The 15,941-nt window shown below is 63.4% G+C and carries 11 protein-coding genes; 6 read left to right on the top strand and 5 right to left on the bottom strand.

Annotated features, from left to right (window positions below; all coding sequences use genetic code 11):
• Positions 1–107 precede the first annotated feature (107 nt).
• The 3 genes from MTX19_RS09410 to MTX19_RS09400 all read left to right on the top strand — a co-directional run bounded on the left by MTX19_RS09410 (position 108) and on the right by MTX19_RS09400 (position 4,910).
• Positions 108–1,907, top strand: a complete 1,800-nt coding sequence (locus tag MTX19_RS09410) for an FAD-dependent oxidoreductase (RefSeq protein WP_280983368.1) — start codon at positions 108–110, stop codon at positions 1,905–1,907.
• On the top strand, positions 1,877–3,724 hold the full coding sequence (locus MTX19_RS09405) for a 2-oxoacid:acceptor oxidoreductase subunit alpha (protein ID WP_280983367.1): 1,848 nt from the start codon (positions 1,877–1,879) through the stop codon (positions 3,722–3,724). Before MTX19_RS09410 ends, MTX19_RS09405 begins: the two co-directional genes overlap by 31 nt.
• Before the next feature lie 130 nt (positions 3,725–3,854).
• Positions 3,855–4,910, top strand: coding sequence for a 2-oxoacid:ferredoxin oxidoreductase subunit beta (locus MTX19_RS09400; protein ID WP_280983366.1), 1,056 nt, complete (start codon positions 3,855–3,857; stop codon positions 4,908–4,910).
• Between the two features lie 66 nt (positions 4,911–4,976).
• Here MTX19_RS09400 and MTX19_RS09395 read toward each other — a convergent pair whose 3' ends face one another.
• The 5 genes from MTX19_RS09395 to MTX19_RS09375 all read right to left on the bottom strand — a co-directional run bounded on the left by MTX19_RS09395 (position 4,977) and on the right by MTX19_RS09375 (position 11,272).
• Positions 4,977–6,167 (bottom strand): ABC transporter substrate-binding protein, encoded by a 1,191-nt coding sequence (locus tag MTX19_RS09395; RefSeq protein ID WP_280983365.1) that lies wholly within the window; start codon positions 6,165–6,167, stop codon positions 4,977–4,979.
• A gap of 43 nt (positions 6,168–6,210) precedes the next feature.
• Positions 6,211–6,342, bottom strand: coding sequence for a hypothetical protein (locus MTX19_RS09390; protein WP_280983364.1), 132 nt, complete (start codon positions 6,340–6,342; stop codon positions 6,211–6,213).
• A 62-nt stretch (positions 6,343–6,404) separates the two neighbouring features.
• Entirely contained in the window at positions 6,405–7,952 is a 1,548-nt protein-coding gene (locus MTX19_RS09385; protein ID WP_280984743.1) for a SpoVR family protein, read from the bottom strand.
• Positions 7,952–9,223, bottom strand: coding sequence for a YeaH/YhbH family protein (locus MTX19_RS09380; protein ID WP_280984742.1), 1,272 nt, complete (start codon positions 9,221–9,223; stop codon positions 7,952–7,954). The genes MTX19_RS09385 and MTX19_RS09380 overlap by 1 nt, the downstream gene beginning before the upstream one ends.
• 105 nt (positions 9,224–9,328) lie before the next feature.
• Positions 9,329–11,272, bottom strand: a complete 1,944-nt coding sequence (locus tag MTX19_RS09375) for a PrkA family serine protein kinase (protein WP_280976188.1) — start codon at positions 11,270–11,272, stop codon at positions 9,329–9,331.
• A gap of 499 nt (positions 11,273–11,771) precedes the next feature.
• Between MTX19_RS09375 and MTX19_RS09370 the strand changes: the two genes are divergently transcribed.
• The 3 genes from MTX19_RS09370 (at position 11,772) to MTX19_RS09360 (ending at position 15,937) form a co-directional block, all read left to right on the top strand.
• Entirely contained in the window at positions 11,772–12,389 is a 618-nt protein-coding gene (locus MTX19_RS09370) for a hypothetical protein (protein ID WP_280983363.1), read from the top strand.
• A 40-nt stretch (positions 12,390–12,429) separates the two neighbouring features.
• Entirely contained in the window at positions 12,430–12,876 is a 447-nt protein-coding gene (locus tag MTX19_RS09365) for a DsrE family protein (protein WP_280983362.1), read from the top strand.
• A gap of 217 nt (positions 12,877–13,093) precedes the next feature.
• Complete coding sequence (locus tag MTX19_RS09360) at positions 13,094–15,937, top strand: bifunctional transaldolase/phosoglucose isomerase (protein ID WP_280983361.1); 2,844 nt, start codon at positions 13,094–13,096, stop codon at positions 15,935–15,937.
• The last annotated feature ends 4 nt before the right edge of the window (positions 15,938–15,941 follow it).

The raw sequence follows: 15,941 nt of genomic DNA, 5'->3' as shown, positions 1-15,941 counted from the left end.
TAAGCCTATGATCCAATTCAAAAACCAGAACAACGTCGCGTGAGCGTTCGTCGTCAACAATAAGGCCGCGCAAGCTCTGGCATTTTTCGCGCGGGTCAAAGGTAGGAATGAAACCGACTGATATCTCGGCGCCGGATTACTTCCACAAAGTAGTCGATTGCCAATGGGCCTGCCCCGCACACACCCCCGTTCCTGAGTACATCCGGTTGATTGCTGAGGGGCGTTACAGCGACGCCTACATGATTAATTGGAAGTCGAACGTGTTTCCCGGGATCTTGGGACGCACCTGCGACCGTCCATGCGAGCCGGCATGCCGCCGCGGGCGCGTCGAGGAAAATCCGGTCGCGATCTGCCGCCTGAAGCGCGTCGCCGCCGACTTCAAGGACGACATCAAGCACCGCCTGCCGAAGCCGGGTCCGAAGAACGGCCGCCGCATCGCGCTGGTCGGCGGTGGCCCTGCGTCGCTTACGGTGGCGCGCGACCTTGCGCCGCTCGGCTATCACTGCACCGTGTTCGACGGCGATCCCAAGGCCGGCGGCATGATGCGCAGCCAGATTCCGAAGTTCCGGCTGCCCGACAGCGTGATCGACGAGGAAACCGACTACATCCTCAACATCGGCGTCGAGTTCAAGGGCGGCCAGCGCGTCGACAGCCTGAAGCAGCTGCTGGCCGAGAATTATGACGCGATCTTCGTCGGCAGCGGCGCGCCGCGCGGCCGCGAGCTCGACATCCCCGGCCGCAAGGAAGCCGCCGCCAACATCCATATCGGCATCGAATGGCTGGCCTCGGTCTCCTTCGGCCATATCGACAAGATCGGCCGCCGCGTCATCGTGCTCGGCGGCGGCAACACCGCGATGGACTGCTGCCGCACTGCGCGCCGCCTCGGCGGCGAGAGCGTCAAGGTGATCGTCCGCTCCGGCTTCGAGGAGATGAAGGCCTCGCCGTGGGAGAAGGAAGACGCCATGCACGAGGACATCCCGATCCTCAACTTCATGGTGCCGGTCGCCTTCGTTCACGACAACGGCAAGCTCACTGGCGTCACCTTCCAGAAGGTGAAGGCGGAATACGACGCCAAGGGCCGCCGCAACCTGGTGCCGTCCGGCGAGCCGGACGAGACCGTGCCCTGCGATGACGTGCTCGTTGCGGTCGGCCAGGAGAACGCCTTCCCCTGGATCGAAGCGGATTGCGGCATCGAGTTCGACAAGTGGCACATGCCGAAGGTCGATCCCAAGACGTTCGTCTCGACCAATCCGAAGGTGTTCTTCGGCGGCGACGCGGCGTTCGGGCCGAAGAACATCATCTGGGCGGTGGCGCACGGCCACGACGCCGCGCTCTCCATCCACCGGATGCTGTCCGGCGAGGACATCAACGAGCGCCCGCTGCCCGAGGTGGAGGTCTCTTCGCAGAAGATGGGCATCCACGAGTGGAGCTACGACAACGACATCTCCGCCGACAAGCGCTTCAAGGTGCCGCATCGCGACAAGGTGATCGCGCTGAAGGACATCCGTGCCGAGGTCGAGCTCGGCTACGACCTCAAGCTCGCGCTCGGCGAGGCGCAGCGCTGCCTCAATTGCGACGTGCAGACGGTGTTTTCCGCGCCGCTCTGCATCGAATGCGACGCCTGCGCCGACATCTGTCCGATGGATTGCATCACCTTCACCCAGAACGGTGAAGAGGATGACCTGCGGCAGCGGCTGAAGGCGCCCTCGCCGCGTCACGACCAGGAGCTCTATGTCTCGGGCGACCTGAAGACCGGCCGCGTCATGGTGAAAGACGAAGACGTCTGCCTGCATTGCGGGCTGTGTGCCGAGCGCTGCCCGACCGGCGCCTGGGACATGCAGAAGTACCTCATCGATATGGTTCACGCAGGATCCACATGTCAGTCCAAAGCCCGATCAGCAGCGTAAACGACTTCGTCGTCCGCTTCGCCAACGTCAACGGTTCGGGCTCGGCGAGCGCTAACGAACTGTTCGCGCGCTCGATCCTGCGCCACGGCGTTCCGGTTTCGCCGCGCAACATCTTCCCCTCCAACATCCAGGGCCTGCCGACCTGGTACGAGGTGCGGGTCACCGAAGCCGGCCATCTCGGCGCCCGCGGTGGCGTCGACATGATGGTGGCGATGAACCCGCAGACCTGGGACAAGGACGTCGCCTCGATCGAGCCCGGCGGCTATCTGTTCTACGACTCGACCAAGCCGATGCCGTCGTCCAAGTTCCGCGAGGACATCACCGTCATCGGCGTGCCGCTGACCGCTATCACCAACTCGACCTACACCGATCCGCGGCAGCGCCAGCTGTTCAAGAACATCATCTATCTCGGCGCGCTCTGTGCGCTGCTCGACATGGATCCCAAGCTGGTCGAGCAGCTGATCGGCGAACAGTACAAGGGCAAGGAGAAGCTGTTGTCCTCCAACGTCCACGCGCTGCATCTCGGCCGCGACTGGGCACTGCAGAACCTGAAGTGCCCGATCGGACTGCGGGTGAAGAAGACCGACAAGGTCGGCGACCGCATCTTCCTCGAGGGCAACAGCGCGGCTGCGCTCGGCGCCGTCTATGGCGGCGCCACCGTCTGCGCCTGGTATCCGATCACGCCGTCATCCTCGGTCGCGGAAGCCTTCACCAGCCATTGCAAGAAGTATCGCCACGATCCCGAGACCGGAAAGGCGAAATACGCAATCGTGCAGGGCGAGGACGAACTCGCCTCGATCGGCATCGTGATCGGCGCCTCCTGGAACGGCGCGCGGGCCTTCACCGCAACCTCGGGCCCCGGCATCTCGCTGATGACCGAGTTCATCGGCTTGTCCTATTTCGCCGAGATCCCGGCCGTGATCATGAACATCCAGCGCGCCGGCCCCTCGACCGGCATGCCGACCCGCACACAGCAATGCGACGTCATCGCCTGCGCCTACGCCTCTCATGGCGATACCAAGCACGTGCTGCTGTTCCCGGAAGATCCGGCAGAGGCTTTCGAGTTCGCCGCGGCGGCCTTCGATCTCGCCGAGCGGCTGCAGACTACGATCTTCCTGATGCTCGATCTCGACATCGGCATGAATCACCGGCTGTGCCGTCCGCTGAAATGGGACGACGCCCGCCAGTACGACCGCGGCAAGGTGATGACCGCGGAGATGCTGGAGGAAGGCCGCGACTTCGGCCGCTACCTCGACGTCGACGGCGACGGCATCCCCTATCGCACCTATCCCGGCACGCATCCGACCAAGGGCTCCTACTTCACCCGCGGCACCTCGCGTGACCGTTACGCGCGCTATTCGGAGGAAGGCGCCGTCTACGCCGACAACATGCAGCGCCTGGTGCGCAAGTTCGAGACCGCCCAGGACATGGTGCCGCGGCCGCTGCAAGCCAATGCGGCGAAGCCGACCAAGTATGGCGTGATCTATTTCGGCTCGACCTCGCCGGCGATGGACGAGGCGATCGGCATCCTGGAGGCGCGCGGCCATCAGCTCGACCGTCTGCGCATTCGGGCCTTCCCGTTCCACTCCAGCGTCGCGAGCTTCATCGCCGACCATGATTTTGTGTATGTGGTCGAGCAGAACCGCGACGCCCAGCTCCGCCAACTCATCGTCAACGAGAACGGCATCGACCCGGTCCGGCTGGTGCCGATCCTGCACTATGACGGCACGCCGATCACCGCGCGCTTCATCGCCAACGCGATCGGCGACCACCAGGATCATCTCAAGGTGACCCCTCTCCGCAAGGCCGTGTCATGATCGATCATCCGATCTTTCCGGCGTCATGCCCGGCCTCGTGCCGGGCATCCACGACTTCCTTTTTCCCGGCCAAGACGTGGATGGCCGGGACAAGCCCGGCCATGACGTGGCGGGCAGCGCAGGTGCAGTCATGACCTACATTGCAAAGCCCAAATTCCATCATCCCGGCCTGAAGAAGAACGAGCTCGGCTACACCCATCGCGACTACGAGGGGAAGATCTCGACGCTGTGCGCCGGCTGCGGCCACGACTCGATCACCGCCTCGATCATCGAGGCCTGCTACGAGCTCTCGATCGAGCCGCATCGGGTGGCGAAGATCTCCGGCATCGGCTGCTCATCGAAGACGCCGGACTACTTCCTCGGCAACTCGCACGGCTTCAACTCGGTGCACGGCCGCATGCCGTCGGTCCTGACCGGCGCCAACCTCGCCAACCGCGATCTGATCTATCTCGGCGTCTCCGGCGACGGCGATTCCGCTTCGATCGGCTTCGGCCAGTTCGCGCATTCGATCCGGCGCGGCGTCAACATGACCTACATCGTCGAGAACAACGGCGTGTATGGCCTGACCAAGGGCCAGTTCTCGGCCACCGCCGACCGCGGCTCGAAGTCCAAGAAGGGCGTCACCAACACCGACAATGCGATCGACCTCGTCGCGATCGCGCTGCAGCTCGGTGCGACCTTCGTGGCGCGCAGCTTCTCCGGCGACAAGACCCAATTGGTGCCGCTGATCGCGGCCGCGATCCGCCACAAGGGCGCGTCCTTCATCGACGTGATCAGCCCCTGCATCGCCTTCAACAACCACGCCGGATCGACCAAGAGCTTCGACTATGTCCGCGAACACAACGACGCGGTGAACCGCCTCGACGTGCTGGTCGGCCGCGATCCGATCAGCGTCGATTACGCGCCGGGCACGGTGCAGGTGGTCGAGCAGCATGACGGCTCGCGGCTTGCGCTGCGCAAGCTCGACGCCGACTACGATCCGCATGATCGCCTGGGTGCGATGACCTTCCTGCAGAAGCACGCGGCCAAGGGCCAGATCGTCACCGGACTGCTCTATGTCGATCCGGACGCCGAGGATCTGCACACCCATCTCGACACCGTCGAGACGCCGCTCAACACGCTCGATGAGAAGGCGCTGTGCCCCGGCTCGGCTGTGCTGGACAAGATCAACGCCAGCCTGCGCTGAGTCCCAGCTTGGTTTCAACCCGGGCCTTCCGGACTTCGCCGGAAGGCCCGGTTCGCGTTTTGGCGATTAGTTGTCGCTCAGAACATCGCCGAACAGCGCCCAGGACTTGCCGTCGAACCGCGCCATCTGGATCTGCCGGATCGGCGTCACGTTGTCAGGCTCGGTCTGGATCTTGATGCCCGGCAACAGCATCGGCATGTCCAGCGCCTTCAGGTTGGTCGCCTGCTTGATGATGTTGTCGCGGCTGTAGTCGCCGTTGCAGTTCTTCAGCACAGCCGTCATGACCTGCGCGACGGTGTAGCCCTGCACGTTGAAGAGATCGCCCGGGCTGGCGTTCGGCTGGTACTTCTTCATCCAGGCCGAAAACTCCTTCTGCCCGGGATCGTCGGCCCAGCGGGGATCCGTCGGGTCCTTCAAATAAAGGCCGGTCACCACGCCGACCACGTTTTCAAGCCCGGCCGGTTCGAGCACCGCCGAGACCGAGTTGGACACCGACGGCAGGATGGTCAGCGGCTTCCAGCCCATGCCCGCCGCCTTGCGCAGCGCCTGCGCCGCGAATTTCGGCGTCGCCTCCGCGAAAAACACGTCCGCGCCCGACTCACGCATCGTCACCATCTGTGAATCGATGGTCGGGTCGGTCGTCAGATAGGTCGTCTCCGCGACGATCTGGCCGACATGCTCGCCGAGCCCTTCCTTGAAACCCTTCAGATAGTCCTTGCCGGCATCCTCGTTCGGCGTGATGACGGCGATCTTCGCATCCGGCTTGGTCTTCAGGATGTATTTTGCGTAAAGCTTGCCTTCGAGCTCGTAGGTCGGATTGAAGCCGACCGTCCAGGGGGAATGCTTCGGATCGTTCCACCGCGTCGCGCCCGACGAGACGAAGAGCTGGGGCACGTGCTTGATGTTGAGGTACTTCTGGACAGCGATGTTGGGCGCGGTGCCGACCGCGCTGAAGAGCGCGAGCACCTCATCCTGCTCGACCAGCTTGCGCGTCTGCTCGACCATCTTCGACGGCGAATAGGCGTCGTCGAGACTTTCGAAGTCGATCTTGCGGCCGTTGATGCCGCCCTGATCGTTGAGCATCTGGAAATACGCCGCCTCGGCACGCGCAATCGTGCCGTAGGCAGATGCCGGGCCGCTATAGGGTGCGGTGTTGCCGATCTTGATCGAAGTCTCGGCTGCAACAGACGGCGAGATCAGCGAGGCCGTTAGCGCGGCAATGGCGAGAGAGCCCGCCAGACATGTGCGAGTTGACAAGAGTAAAGTCCTCTTCTTGGTTTTCTTGACGCGGCGCACATTATCAATCGCGTCCGCGCAGGCAATCACCAAGAAATTTCCGCGCGCCGGCAATCACCTTGGCGCGCTCGGCGCGACGGCGCCATGTGAGCTGAATGTTTCTGTGATGTTCGCGATGCAGACCTTCGATGGTCACGAAGGTTCATCAAGCGAGAAATCCATTCCGTACGACGGTCGACGCAGCGGCGCTTGCGTCCGCTACGCCGCAATCGCCGCCGCGCGCGGGCTGATGACGTATTCCTTCAGCACCTTGTCGGCGGTGCCATCGACCTCGGTCAACGCAACGTCGTAGCTCCAGAGATCGGCGAGGTGCTGCAGCACGCGCCGCGTGTCGGTCTCGTTGAGTTGCGCGCCCTTCACCGTGGTGTGGCGCAGCAGCAGCCGGCGATCGCCGGCGAGATCGACATCGACCACCTCGATATTGGCATCGACGAAGCCGACGTCGTATTGCCGCGCCAGCTCGCGACGAACCCGGCGATAGCCGCGCTCGTCGTGGATCGCATCGACCCTGATCCCTGCGCTCTCGGCGGGATCGTCGTGCAGGTGGAACATGCGGAAGCGACGGATCAGCGCCGGGCTGAGGAACTGGCCGATGAAGCTTTCGTCGCGATAATTGCTCCAGATCTCGCGCAGCACACCCTCGACGTCGCCCTTGCCCGCGATATCGGGGAACCACTCGCGGTCTTCCTCCTCCGGATTGGTCACGATCCGCTCGATGTCCTGCATCATCGCAAAGCCGAGCGCATAAGGATTGAAGCCCGAGTAGCGGCGGTCGTCGAATTCGGGCTGGAACACCACATTGGTGTGCGACTGCAGGAACTCCAGGAAATTGCCGTCGGTGATCCGGCCCTGCCGGTGCAGGCGATTGATGATGCGATAATGGACGTAGGTGGCGGTGCCCTCGTTCATCACCTTGGTCTGGCTCTGCGGATAGAAGTACTGCGCGATGTGGCGAACGATACGGATGATCTCGCGCTGCCAGGGCTGCAGCCGGGGCGCGGACTTCTCCAGGAAATAAAGGATATTCTCCTGCGGCAGCCCGAGCAGCGCACGGCGGCGCTCGGCCGTGAGCGCAGCCTTGCTCTTGGTCTTGGTGTGCGGCACCGTCCGCCACAAATCGTTGAAGATGCTCTCCTCGTGCTGCCGGCGCTCTCCGGCGCGCTTTTCCTCAGTGCGGAGGTCGAGCGCCTTCTTGCCGGGATAGCGGTCGACGCCGTGCGACATCAGCGCATGCGCGGCATCGAGCGTCCGTTCCACCGCCTCGCTGCCGTGACGGTCCTCGCAAGCCGAGATGTAGGCCTTGGCGAACTCGAGATAGTCGAGGATGCCGTCGGCGTCGGTCCACTGCTTGAACAGGTAGTTGTTCTTGAAGAAATGATTGTGCCCGAAGGCCGCGTGCGCAATCACCAGCGTCTGCATTGTCGCGGTGTTCTCCTCCATCAAATAGGAGATGCACGGCGACGAGTTGATCACGATCTCATAGGCGAGGCCCATCAGGCCCTTGCGATAGGACGCCTCCTGGAAGGCGAACTGCTTGCCGAACGACCAGTGCTTGTAGAACAGCGGCATGCCGACTGACGAATAGGCGTCGAGCATCTGCTCGGCAGTGATGACCTCGATCTGGTTCGGATAGATATCCAGGCCGAGTTCGGTGCGCGCGATCTCCTCGCAGGCGTCGTGAACCCGCTGCAAGGTACGGAAGTCCCAGTCGGCGCCCTCGAACAGCAACTCGCCGGAAGATGCCATCACGCAACCCTTTCCTGCTTGCCGCGGCGCTTGAACAGGTCCTGGAACACCGGGAAGATTTCACCGCGCTCGCTCACCTTGCGCATCGACAGCGGCGCGCCATCGTTGCGCAGGCGCTCGTAGAGCGTCCAGAGCGAGGAATCTGGCATGTCGAAGGTGTAGTTGGCGGCCTCGCCGACCTCGAGATAGGCGAAGAACTGGCTCACCGGCAGGATCCTATCGGTCAGAAGCTGGCCCGTCAGCGCGCTGTCGGACGTCATGTTGTCGCCGTCGGAGGCCTGGGCGGCGTAGATGTTCCAGTCCGCCGGGCGGAAGCGCGTACGAACGATCTCGTCCATCGCGACCAGCGCGCTCGACACCAACGTGCCGCCGGAGGCCGGCCCGTGGAAAAAGGTCTCCTCGTCGACCTCCTCGGCGCGGTCGGTATGACGGATGAACACGATCTCGACATGACGATAACGCCGCTTCAGGAAGACGTAGAGCAGCATGTAGAACCGCTTTGCCAGATCCTTCATGTGCTCGGACATCGACCCCGAGACGTCCATCAGGCAGAACATCACAGCTTGCGCCACCGGTTTCGGCACCGCCTCGAAACGGCGGTAGCGGATGTCGATCGGATCGATGAACGGGATCCGCTTGGCCTTCGCCTTCAGCGCCTCGAGCAGCGCCAGCAGTTCGCGCCGGCGCGCCGCATCTTCACATTCCGCAAGTTCGGCCTCGAGGGCCTCGATGTCCTCCTTGCGCGGTCGGCGCAGCGCCACGCGGCGCGCCAGCGCCCGGCTCACGGTGCGGCTGATCGAGATGTTCGCCGGCGAGCCCGACGTGGCGTAGCCGGCGCGCTGGATGCCCTCGCTCTCGGTCTCCGCAAGCTTGCGCTTGGCAAGGTCCGGCAATTCCAAGTCATCGAGGAACAGGTCGACGAACTCGTCGCGGCTGAGCACGAAACGGAACGCGTCCTCGCTGTCGCCCTCGCCGGCTCCCGAGCCCTTGGCTCCGCTCTGGTTCGGACGCGGCAACCAGTCGCCTTCGACGAATTTCTTGTTGCCGGGCAGCACCATGTCACGCGTGCCGCCCTCGCGTCGGAACCGCGGCTCGTCCATGCCGTCCAGCGGGATCGTCACTTCGCCGCCTTCCAGGACATCCTTGATGTCCCGGTTCTGCGACGACTTCTTTACGGCTCCCTGAACCAGCGCCTTGGCGCGCCGCAGGAAGCGCTGGCGGTTCTCCAGGCTCTTGCTACCCGGATTGAGCCGCCGATCGACGATATGCATGACCACGTTGCATCTTCCCTCGGATCATGACGCGATCAGGAAAGATCACATCACAATCTCATCTGATTGAGCAAGGAAAACCGATGTGCACTGTTCGGATCATGCCTAACCGGCCTGCTTCACCCTCATGTACCACTCGACGAGGCGGCGGACCTGGCGCTCGGTATAACCGCGCTCCACCATCCGCGCGACGAACTCGCCGTGCTTCTTCTCGGTCTCGCCGTCCTTCTTGGAACCGAACGAGATGACCGGAAGCAGATCCTCGACCTGCGAAAAGATCCGCTTCTCGATCACGTCACGAACCTTTTCATAGGAGGTCCAGCTCGGATTCTTGCCGCCATTGTGCGCCCGCGACCGCAGCGAGAACTTGACGACCTCGTTGCGGAAATCCTTCGGGTTGGCAATGCCGGCGGGCTTCTCGATCTTGGTCAGCTCCTGGTTCAACAGCTCGCGGTTCATCAGCTGACCGGTGTCGGGATCCTTGAAGTCCTGATCTTCGATCCAGGCGTCGGCATAATCGACATAGCGGTCGAACAGATTCTGCCCGTAGTCGGCGTAGGATTCCAGATAGGCCTTCTGGATCTCGTTGCCGATGAACTCGGCATAGCGTGGCGCGAGATCGGCCTTGATGAATTCGAGATAGCGCTTCTCGACCTCGTCGGGCAGCTGCTCGCGCCGGATCGCCTGTTCCAGCACATACATCAGGTGCACCGCATCGGCGCCGACCTCGGTGGTGTCATGGTTGAAGGTCGAGGCCAGCACCTTGAAGGCAAAGCGGGTCGAGACGCCGTCCATGCCTTCGTCGACGCCGGCGGCGTCCCGGTACTCCTGCACGCTGCGCGCCTTCGGGTCGGACTCCTTCAGGCTCTCGCCGTCATAGACCCGCATCTTGCCAAACAGCGTCGAGTTCTCGTGCTTGCGCAGGCGCGACATGACGCAGAAGCGAGCCATCGTTTCGAGTGTCGCCGGTGCACAGGGCGCGGCGGCGAGCTCGGAGCTCTGGATCAGCTTCTCGTAGATCTTCTGCTCCTCGGTCACTCGCAGGACATACGGGACCTTGATGACACAGACGCGGTCGATAAAGGCCTCGTTGTTCTTGTTGGTCTTGAAGCTCTGCCACTCTGCTTCGTTGGAGTGCGCGAGGATGATGCCAGTGAAGGGGATCGCGCCGATATTCTCGGTGCCGATGTAGTTGCCTTCCTGCGTCGCCGTCAGCAGCGGATGCAGCATCTTGATCGGCGCCTTGAACATTTCGACGAACTCGAGCACGCCCTGGTTGGCGCGATTGAGGCCGCCGGAATAGCTGTAGGCGTCCGGATCGTTCTGCGCGTAGGTCTCAAGCTTGCGGATGTCGACCTTGCCGACCAGCGAGGAGATGTCCTGGTTGTTCTCGTCACCGGGCTCGGTCTTCGCAACCGCGATCTGGCGCAACCGAGAGGGCTGGATGCGCGCGACGCGGAACTGCGAGATATCGCCGCCGAAGGCTTCGAGCCGCTTGTAGGCCCATGGCGACATCGGTCCGCTCAGCCGGCGTCGCGGGATGCCGTACTTCTCCTCGATCATCGGCCCAAGCTGTTCCGGATCGAACAGGCCGAGCGGGCTCTCGAACACGGGCGAGAGCTCGTCACCGGCCTTCAGGACGTAGATGGGGTGAACCTCCATCAACGACTTGATGCGCTCGGCGAGCGACGACTTGCCGCCGCCGACCGGCCCGAGCAGGTAAAGGATCTGCTTGCGCTCTTCGAGGCCCTGTGCCGCATGGCGAAAGAAACCGACGAGGCGCTCGATCGTGTCTTCCATGCCGTAGAAGCCGGCGAAGGCGGGATAGGAACGTATCGTACGGTTCAAAAAGATACGGCCAAGGCGTGGGTCCTTGGCCGTGTCGATCATCTGGGGCTCACCGATCGCCGCCAATAACCGCTCGGCCGCATTTGCATATCGCATCGGATCGCTTCGACACGACTCCAAATACTCGGCCATCGACATGTCGGTCTGGCTTCGTGCTTCAAACGACCTGGCAAAGGCGTTGAACAAAGAATCGTTGTACATGATCCCTCTCTCCACGATATGTATCGCCGCACGACTGACACGAGTCGTAACCAGAGCATCCAAGGATCGAATCAGCGTCGGCACGCTGGGTCCATTGGACACTCGACCGACTCGGTTCGGCAATGCACGGCGCGTGCAGCCTCTGCCTTATCAACAGGCAGGAAGCTTAATAGTTCATCAAGATCCCCCTGTTTCTGGCCGTTGTCGCACTCTCGCAACATCCGTGGTTTAACGGGCCCGGCCTCCAAAGGCGGACATCCGAGCAGGGCAAACTTCCCTGCCTGTCGATGAACGTTGCCTCCTTGAAAAGGTGTGACTGTCCAGCCGTGGCGTCAAGATGCACACCTCCCAGACTGCATGAACAAATAGGTCCAGGCGCCGTTGAACGTGCCTTCTTGTCGCCGCGACTAAGGCAGCGAGCCCGCGCAGTTCCGCGCGGCACCATCGCCGCGCATCAATGGTGATGCCACGACGGCGCGACATATTCCCGAGGCCGGTCATGAAGCGGACATTCCTTGTCGTCGCTCTCGCAACTGCGGCATGCGCGGGCACCACGTTAGCCGTTCAGGCGCAGGAAGGCGTCGACAGGGCAAAGGCTGCCGCCTTCGACGACAGGGTGTTTGGAGGCCCTCCGGGCGCGAAAGCCTATGCCTGCTTTGTGCGACGATACGATGCAGATCATCTGGCGCAACATCCGCGGCAGAAGGTCAGCGCGATGAAGCTGCTGGTCACGGCGGAAGGCGGGCCGGAGGACAAGGCCCTCAACTACTCGTTCCGCCTCGGCATCCAGTACCGCCATCGCACCGGCAATTTCGATTCCAGCGGCTACTGCGATCACGCGATCGCGATCGCCGCCGGTAGTGAAGTGCGCTTCGACTGTGGCGTCGATTGTGAAGGCGGTGGCATCAATGTGGCGCTGTCGAAGGACGACAAGTCTGCGACCATCCGTCTCCAAAAAATCGTGGTCTGGAATCGCGACAAGCCGGACGACGAGGCCGGAGACGCGCTGGTCGCCGGTGCAGACGACAAGATCTTCCGGGTCGATCGCGCGGATACGAGCGAATGCGCCGAGCTTGTCACCGACCGCAAGGAACTCGCGGCACTCCGCCACAAGTGATAGGCTTCGCCCGGTCAACAACATCTGCGGGAGGGACGCCATGCATCGACGCGGCATCTTGTGGGGCGCCGTCTCGGCGGTCGGCGCGGTCTTCGCAGCGTCACGGGCGAGCGCGACCACGGAGGCGTCGCCGAAGAAGCTGAAAGTGGTCTATCACCTCGACGACCTCGACAAGGTCAACTTCGTGATCGGCAACATCCAGAACCATCTCGATGGTGTCGGCGGCCCCGACAATGTGACGATCGCGCTGGTGATACACGGCCAGGCATTGAAGGCGTTTCACTCGGCCGCGGCCAATCCCGACCTGGCGCGCCATGTCGGCCAGTTCGCGAAGGACGGGATCGAGCTCGCCGCCTGCGGCAACACCATGAAATCCCAGCACATCAGCCTGACCGACCTGCTCCCCGGCTTCGTCAGCGCCGAGAAGGGCGGCGTGGTCCGCCTCGCCGAGCTGCAGTCGCAGGGCTACCTCTATCTGCGGCCGTGAGGCGGCGGCGCGCCCCGCGACACGTCATAAAAATGTGCTGAGATCGGGCTCTCCTCGGGTCAGCATCCGGAAGGATCGAACTGATGTGAATGGCGTTATCCCTTGGAAATCCTGATATTCCGCCCGGGCCCCCACCCCATGTTGACAATCCGCTTCCGCCCCCGAAAGCTGCCCGGGAACCCAAAAACCGACCTCGATCGAACGAGAACAGGCACCCATGAATCCCGTCAAAGCACTCGAACACCATGGCCAGGCAGTCTGGCTGGACTTCCTGGCCCGCGGCTTCGTCGCCAAGGGCGACCTGAAGCGGCTGATCGAGACCGACGGCGTTAAGGGCGTAACGTCCAACCCCTCGATTTTCGAGAAGGCGATCGGCAGCTCGGACGAATATGACGGTGCGATCGGCCAGGCCCTCCAGAGGGGCGACCGCTCGGTCGCCGACCTGTTTGAGCATGTCGCGGTCGCGGACATCCAGCATGCCGCCGACGTGCTGCGCCCGGTGTACGACCGGACTGAGGGCGGCGATGGCTTCGTCAGCCTGGAAGTGTCCCCCTATCTCGCATTGGACACCAACGGCACGATCGCCGAAGCCGAGCGGCTGTGGAAGGACGTCCACCGCAAGAACCTGATGGTCAAGGTGCCTGCGACGCCGGAAGGCCTGCCTGCGATCGAACAGCTGATCGGCGAAGGCATCAGCATCAACATCACGCTGCTGTTCTCGCAGAAGGTCTACCGCCAGGTGGCGGAAGCCTATCTCAAGGGCATCGAAAAATATGTCGCCAAGGGCGGCGATCCCTCCCATATCGCAAGCGTCGCGAGCTTCTTCGTCAGCCGCATCGATACCGCGGTCGACAAGCAGCTCGACGAGAAGATCGCCAGGGCGAACGACCCGTCCGAAAAGGAGCGGCTCGCCGCATTGAAGGGCAAGGTCGCGATCGCCAACGCCAAGCTGGCCTACCAGGACTACAAGCGCCTGTTCGCGGGCCCCCGTTGGGACAAGCTCAAGGCCAAGGGCGCCAAGCCGCAGCGGCTGCTGTGGGCCTCGACCGGCACCAAGAACAAGGATTACAGCGACGTCCTCTACGTCGAGGAGCTGATCGGTCCCGACACCGTCAACACCATGCCACCGGCTACGCTCGAGGCCTTCCGCGACCACGGCAAACTGCGCGACAGCCTCGAGGAGGATATCGACAACGCCCGGCGCGTGCTGGACGAGCTGGAGAAATCCGGCATCTCGCTCGACGCGATCACCGCGGAACTGGTGAAGGACGGCGTCAAGCTGTTCGCCGACGCGGCCGACAAGCTCTACGGCGCGGTTGCCTACAAGCGCGCGACCTCGCTGGGCGGCATCGACCATCAGAAGCTTGTGCTCGGCCCGACCATCGAAAAGGCGGTCGAGAAGAGCACCGAGGAGTGGCGCGCCGCCGGCAAGATCCGCAGGCTTTGGCAGAAGGACAAGTCGGTCTGGACCGGCGACGACGAGAACAAATGGCTGGGCTGGCTCACCAGCGCCGCCTCGGCCAACGTCCCCGACTACGAGGATTTCGCCCGCCGCGTGCACGGGCAACAGTTCACGGACGCCGTCGTGCTCGGCATGGGCGGATCGAGCCTCGGTCCGGAGGTGCTGGCCGAAACCTTCCCGCACAAATCCGGCTTCCCGAAGCTGCGCGTGCTCGACTCCACCGATCCGGCGCAGGTGCGCGCGATGGAGGAGAGCGTCGACATCGCCAAGACGCTGTTCATTGTCTCCTCCAAGTCCGGCGGCACCACCGAGCCGAACGTGATGAAGGACTATTTCTTCGATCGCGTTGCCAAGGCGATCGGGAAGGACAAGGCTGGCCACCGCTTCATTGCCGTGACCGATCCCGGCTCGTCGCTGCAGAAGGTCGCTATCAAGCAGGGCTTTGCCCGCATCTTCTACGGCGATCCCACGATCGGCGGCCGCTATTCCGTGCTCTCGCCATTCGGGCTGGTGCCGGCGGCCGCTGCCGGCATCGACGTCCGCAGCCTGGTCCACCATGCGCTCGCCATGGTGCGCTCCTGCGGCGCCGACGTGCCGCCGCATGAGAACCCCGGCGCGCAGCTCGGCCTTGCCATGGGCCTTGCCGGCCTCGAGGGCCGCGACAAGGTGACGATCTTCGCCTCGCCAAAGGTCGCCGATTTCGGCGCCTGGGCCGAGCAGTTGATCGCGGAATCGACCGGCAAGGACGGCAAGGGCCTGATCCCGATCGACGGCGAAACGATCGGCGACCCCATCAGCTACGGCAACGACCGCTTCTTCATCGACCTGCGCACCGAGGGCGAGGACGATACCGCCCATGAGGCAAAGCTCGCCGCGCTCGCGGCCGCCGGCCATCCGGTCGTGCGGATCGTGATGAAATCGATCGACCATATCGGCCAGGAGTTCTTCCGCTTCGAGATCGCAACCGCGGTGGCAGGCTCGATCCTCGGCATCAACCCGTTCAACCAGCCCGACGTCGAGGCCGCGAAGGTCAAGACGCGCGAACTCACGGCGGCGTTCGAGAAGACCGGCGCGCTGCCCGAGGAGCAACCGGTGGTGTCGTCGGCGGAAGCCGATCTCTACACCGACGCGCAGAACGCCGAGGAGCTGCGCAAGGCCGGCGCCGACGGCGACCTCAACTCATGGATCAGAGCGCATCTTTCGCGCTGCGGCCGCGGCGACTATGTCGCCCTGCTCGCCTATATCGAGCGCGAGCACGACACCATCGACAGCATGCAGACGATGCGGCTGAAGGTGCGTGACGCCAAGCACCTTGCGACCTGTGCCGAGTTTGGCCCGCGCTTCCTGCACTCGACCGGGCAGGCCTACAAGGGCGGGCCCGACAGCGGCGTGTTCCTGCAGGTCACGGCGGACGACGCCAAGGACCTGCCGGTTCCCGGCCAAAAGGCGAGCTTCGGCGTGATCAAGGCAGCGCAGGCGCGCGGCGATTTCGACGTGCTCACGGAGCGCGGCCGACGGGCCCTGCGCGTGCATCTCAAGGGCGATCTCGCCTCCGGATTGGCGGCGCTCGATGCCGCGATCTCGGCGGCGCTGAACTGACGGA

It is taken from the genome of Bradyrhizobium sp. ISRA464 (assembly GCF_029910095.1).
Classification (GTDB): Bacteria; Pseudomonadota; Alphaproteobacteria; order Rhizobiales; family Xanthobacteraceae; genus Bradyrhizobium.
Note: the sequence above shows the minus strand (reverse complement) of the source record. Positions and strands in the feature narration are given on the sequence as shown.

Coding starts and splice junctions, on each gene's coding strand:
- MTX19_RS09370 (WP_280983363.1), top strand. CDS start 11,772: ATGAAGCGGACATTCCTTGTCGTCGCTCTCGCAACTGCGGCATGCGCG.
- MTX19_RS09360 (WP_280983361.1), top strand. CDS start 13,094: ATGAATCCCGTCAAAGCACTCGAACACCATGGCCAGGCAGTCTGGCTG.
- MTX19_RS09385 (WP_280984743.1), bottom strand. CDS start 7,952: ATGGCATCTTCCGGCGAGTTGCTGTTCGAGGGCGCCGACTGGGACTTC.
- MTX19_RS09405 (WP_280983367.1), top strand. CDS start 1,877: ATGTCAGTCCAAAGCCCGATCAGCAGCGTAAACGACTTCGTCGTCCGC.
- MTX19_RS09375 (WP_280976188.1), bottom strand. CDS start 11,272: ATGTACAACGATTCTTTGTTCAACGCCTTTGCCAGGTCGTTTGAAGCA.
- MTX19_RS09380 (WP_280984742.1), bottom strand. CDS start 9,223: ATGCATATCGTCGATCGGCGGCTCAATCCGGGTAGCAAGAGCCTGGAG.
- MTX19_RS09365 (WP_280983362.1), top strand. CDS start 12,430: ATGCATCGACGCGGCATCTTGTGGGGCGCCGTCTCGGCGGTCGGCGCG.
- MTX19_RS09400 (WP_280983366.1), top strand. CDS start 3,855: ATGACCTACATTGCAAAGCCCAAATTCCATCATCCCGGCCTGAAGAAG.
- MTX19_RS09410 (WP_280983368.1), top strand. CDS start 108: ATGAAACCGACTGATATCTCGGCGCCGGATTACTTCCACAAAGTAGTC.